The following is a 320-nucleotide window of genomic DNA, read 5'->3' on the forward strand; positions in this document are numbered from 1 at the left end:
GTGGCAAGGCTTTCAGCGAAGTGGGCAGGTTCAGGAAGTTGGAAAAAACCTGTTGACGACGTAGCGAAAGTTCTTCATAATCTCGTTTCTCTGCTGCTGATGCAGCGACGCAGAACGAAGCGGTACCGGGTGGTTGTGATGTTGATGGTTGATATCAGCAGCGTGCGGTGCCGGTTTGGTGGTGAATGCGTAATCGATCTTTAAAAATTAACAGCCGATAAGTGTGGGCGCTTGATGCGCGACGCGCCGGTGGGTTCTTCGGAGCCTGCTGGAGAAGCGAAAGTATCAAGTCTCACACAGTAATGAAAGGAAGGTTTTTT

Annotated in this window: 1 protein-coding gene; it reads left to right on the top strand. The window is 50.3% G+C overall.

The features are described from left to right. The coding region (locus PQR54_RS38920) for a hypothetical protein (protein WP_408255469.1) at positions 1-204 on the top strand (204 nt) is incomplete at its 5' end. Positions 205-320 lie beyond the last annotated feature (116 nt).

It is taken from the genome of Paraburkholderia phytofirmans (assembly GCF_046028095.1).
Lineage (GTDB): Bacteria > Pseudomonadota > Gammaproteobacteria > Burkholderiales > Burkholderiaceae > Paraburkholderia > Paraburkholderia phytofirmans_A.